Origin of the sequence: Amycolatopsis sp. CA-128772, assembly GCF_002904295.1 — a bacterium.
GTDB lineage: Bacteria > Actinomycetota > Actinomycetes > Mycobacteriales > Pseudonocardiaceae > Amycolatopsis.
In genome coordinates, this window is sequence record NZ_PPHG01000100.1 from 1 (window position 1) to 3,852 (window position 3,852).

The following is a 3,852-nucleotide window of genomic DNA, read 5'->3' on the forward strand; positions in this document are numbered from 1 at the left end:
TGGCCGGCCGCTACGACTTCAGCTTCCTCTACGTCGACGACGGCAGCCGCGACGGCTCCCTGGCCAAGCTCACCGAACTCGCCGGGCGCGACGCCCGCGTCACGGTGATCGAACTGTCCCGCAACTTCGGCCACCAGATGGCCGTCACCGCAGGGCTCGACCTGGGCGACGCCGACGCCGTCGTCATCATGGACAGCGACATGCAGGACCCGCCCCGCGTCGCGCTCGAGCTGCTCGAGAAGTGGGAAGAGGGCTACGACGTCGTCTACGCCCAGCGCCGGTCCCGCCAGGATTCCGCGTTCAAGAAGCTCACCGCCGGAGCCTTCTACTGGTCGCTCCGGAAAATGGCCGCCGTCGACATCCCCAAGAACACCGGCGACTTCCGCCTGATCGACCGCAAAGTCGTCGACGAGCTGCGCAAGTACCGCGAACGCGACCGCTTCCTGCGCGGCCTCGTCAGCTACGTCGGGTTCAAGCAGACCGCCGTGCTGTTCGACCGCGACAAGCGCCACGCCGGCGTCACCGGCTACCCGCTGACGAAGATGCTGCGCTTCGCCGCCGACGGCATCCTCGGCTTCTCCACCACGCCGCTGCGGATGATCACGCGGATGGGCTACCTCATCTCCCTGCTGAGCTTCCTCGGCGTCCTCTACGTCGTCGGCGTCAAACTCTTCGCCCCCGAAACCGCGGTGCCCGGCTGGGCCTTCATCACCATCGCCATGTTCTTCCTCGGCGGCATCCAGATCATCATGCTCGGCGTCCTCGGCAGCTACATCGGCCGCACCTACTCCCAGGTGCAGAACCGGCCGCTGTACACGGTGGCCTCGGTGCGCACCGGCCTCACCGAGCCCGCCGGAGACCGCAGGAGCGCCGCCCGATGAGGCTCGTCACGGCGACGCAGGTGCGCTTCGGGATCGTCGGGATCGGCAACACCCTGGTCGACGTCCTGGGCTACGCGCTCCTGGTGACGCTCGGCCTGCCGACGTTCGTCGCCAACCTCATCTCGACGACGGCCGGCATGCTGCTGTCGTTCGCGCTGAACCGGAACTTCACGTTCCGGGCGAAGGACGGCGACGTCCGCCGCCAGGCGCTGCTGTTCTTCGGCGTCACCGCGTTCGGGCTGTGGGTGGTCCAGTTCTCGGTGATCTGGCTGGTCGGACGCCTGTCTCCCGGGGCCGGCCTGCTGGTGCCCAAGGGCGCGGCGATCGTCGTCGGGCTGTTCTGGAACTACCTGCTGTACCACTACGTCGTGTTCCGGCACCGGCCGGTCAGCCCGGTGCCCGGTGCCACACCGGCCGACTGAGCGTGATCTCGTACGCTGGTCCGGGTGCGATCCCGTGAACTGCGCCTCGGCCTGGGCGTCTTCGCCCTGTCGCTGGGCGTGCTGCTGATCCGGTTCCTCGTACCCCGGCCGGTCGGGATGGCCGACAACGGCGACGGCTGGCGGCTGCTGTGCAAGCTCGGCGGCCGGCACCCCGAACTGAGGTCCGAGTATTACGTCCACTTCGCCTACGGGCCGGGCACGCCCTGCAGGAGCGACTACATCTCGAGCCAGGCGTGGCTCGACTGGCTCGCGAGCAAGCTCGGCGAGGCGCTCGGTTTGCCGGCCGAGCTCAACCTGCTGGTCCTCGGCGCGCTCACCTGCGTGCTGGTCGCGGTGGGCGTCGCGGCGACGGTCCTGGCACTGGACCTGAGCACGCGCAATCGCGTCATCGCCGCCGTCCTGCTGCTGCTCGTGATGGCCGACTCGGCGTTCTTCGGCTACTTCGCGTCGGTGCTGAGCGAGGGCGCGGGCTTCCTGGGGATGCTGCTGATCGCGGGCGGCCTGCTGCTGATGCACCGCACGGGCGCGTGGCGGTACTGGGGCGCCGCGCTGACCGTGGCGGGCGCGATGATCGGCCTCAACGCGAAGTCGCAGACGCTGCTGCTGATCCCGCTGTTCGTGCTGGCGCTGGCCCTCGTCCGGCCGCTGGGCAAGCGCGGCTGGGCGCGGTGGGCGCTGCCGCTGGGCGTGCTGGTGCTCGTGGGTGCGGGGACGACGCTGGTGCAGTCGAAGGGCGACCCGGCCAACGCCGAGTACCGCGAAGCGAACGTGTTCCACGTGGTGTTCGACAGCATCGTGGACGGCAAGCACGACACGGACGCCGACCTGGCCGCGCTGGGCCTGCCGCCGAGCGCGAAGCAGTTCATCGGGAAGAGCTGGTGGGAAGCCCACCCCTGGACCGACGCGGGCTACGGCACCTACTCCGACCGGATCAGCCGCCGGAACGTGGTCCGGTACTACGCCACCCACCCCGAGCGCACGCTGCAGATCCTCCAGCAGGGCGCGGTGGACACGCTGACGGCCCGCCCGGCACGGCTCGGCAGCTTCTCGGCGACGTCCGGGCTGCCGCCGATGGCGCAGGAGTTCCGGGTGCCGGTGTTCTCCGGGCTGTCCGCGCTGGTGGCGCCGCTGGGCCTGGTCGTACTGGTGCCGGTCTGGCTGCTGATCGGCTGGGCCGGGACCCGCGCGTTCCGCCGCCGCGCGCGCGAGTACGGGATCGTGGTGTTCTTCCTGCTGCTGTTCGCGGTGGGCCAGTTCGGGCTGTCGGCCTTGGGCGAGGGCGTGGAGGGCGTGAAGCACCAGTTGCTGACGCTGTTCCCGACGTGCCTGGCCTTCGTGTTCGGGGTGCTGAGCCTGCTGCCGCGCCGGCCGGTGCCGCCGGTCGAGGAACCCGAAGAGGAGCCGGTGACCGAGGTGTTCGACGCCTTCCGCGAGCCGGAACGGTCGGCGTTCCGGTGATGCCGGCACACCGGCTAACCGGGACTCGCGACAGGGCGGCCGGTCCCATCTCCTAGGATGCCGGGCACCGGGTTCGGGGGATTTTTTCACCTGATCGCGTGCCGCCCGGGCCGTTCCGCACCGAAACTCCGGGGAGTCCCGCAGTGCCGACCAAGCCGACCACCCGCCGCCGGGTGGCGTTCGTCTTCCCCATCTACAACGAGGAAGCGAACATCGACCTGCTGCACAAGACCGTCGACGAAGTCACCGCGCCCTTGGCCGGCCGCTACGACTTCAGCTTCCTCTACGTCGACGACGGCAGCCGCGACGGCTCCCTGGCCAAGCTCACCGAACTCGCCGGGCGCGACGCCCGCGTCACGGTGATCGAACTGTCCCGCAACTTCGGCCACCAGATGGCCGTCACCGCAGGGCTCGACCTGGGCGACGCCGACGCCGTCGTCATCATGGACAGCGACATGCAGGACCCGCCCCGCGTCGCGCTCGAGCTGCTCGAGAAGTGGGAAGAGGGCTACGACGTCGTCTACGCCCAGCGCCGGTCCCGCCAGGATTCCGCGTTCAAGAAGCTCACCGCCGGAGCCTTCTACTGGTCGCTCCGGAAAATGGCCGCCGTCGACATCCCCAAGAACACCGGCGACTTCCGCCTGATCGACCGCAAAGTCGTCGACGAGCTGCGCAAGTACCGCGAACGCGACCGCTTCCTGCGCGGCCTCGTCAGCTACGTCGGGTTCAAGCAGACCGCCGTGCTGTTCGACCGCGACAAGCGCCACGCCGGCGTCACCGGCTACCCGCTGACGAAGATGCTGCGCTTCGCCGCCGACGGCATCCTCGGCTTCTCCACCACGCCGCTGCGGATGATCACGCGGATGGGCTACCTCATCTCCCTGCTGAGCTTCCTCGGCGTCCTCTACGTCGTCGGCGTCAAACTCTTCGCCCCCGAAACCGCGGTGCCCGGCTGGGCCTTCATCACCATCGCCATGTTCTTCCTCGGCGGCATCCAGATCATCATGCTCGGCGTCCTCGGCAGCTACATCGGCCGCACCTACTCCCAGGTGCAGAACCGGCCGCTGTAC

Annotated in this window: 4 protein-coding genes; all 4 read left to right on the plus strand. The window is 69.2% G+C overall.

Annotation, left to right across the window (positions count from 1 at the left end; genetic code table 11):
* A partial coding sequence (locus tag C2L59_RS46030; RefSeq protein WP_103355908.1) for a glycosyltransferase family 2 protein occupies positions 1–881 on the plus strand: 881 nt, incomplete at its 5' end.
* Positions 878–1,303, plus strand: coding sequence for a GtrA family protein (locus C2L59_RS46035; RefSeq protein ID WP_103355909.1), 426 nt, complete (start codon positions 878–880; stop codon positions 1,301–1,303). The genes C2L59_RS46030 and C2L59_RS46035, both read left to right, overlap by 4 nt.
* 24 nt (positions 1,304–1,327) lie before the next feature.
* Positions 1,328–2,782: a hypothetical protein gene (locus tag C2L59_RS46040; RefSeq protein WP_103355910.1), complete on the plus strand. Its 1,455-nt coding sequence runs from the start codon at positions 1,328–1,330 to the stop codon at positions 2,780–2,782.
* Positions 2,783–2,925: 143 nt separating this feature from the next.
* Positions 2,926–3,852 (plus strand): glycosyltransferase (locus C2L59_RS46045; protein ID WP_103355911.1); only part of this gene is annotated, 927 nt, incomplete at its 3' end.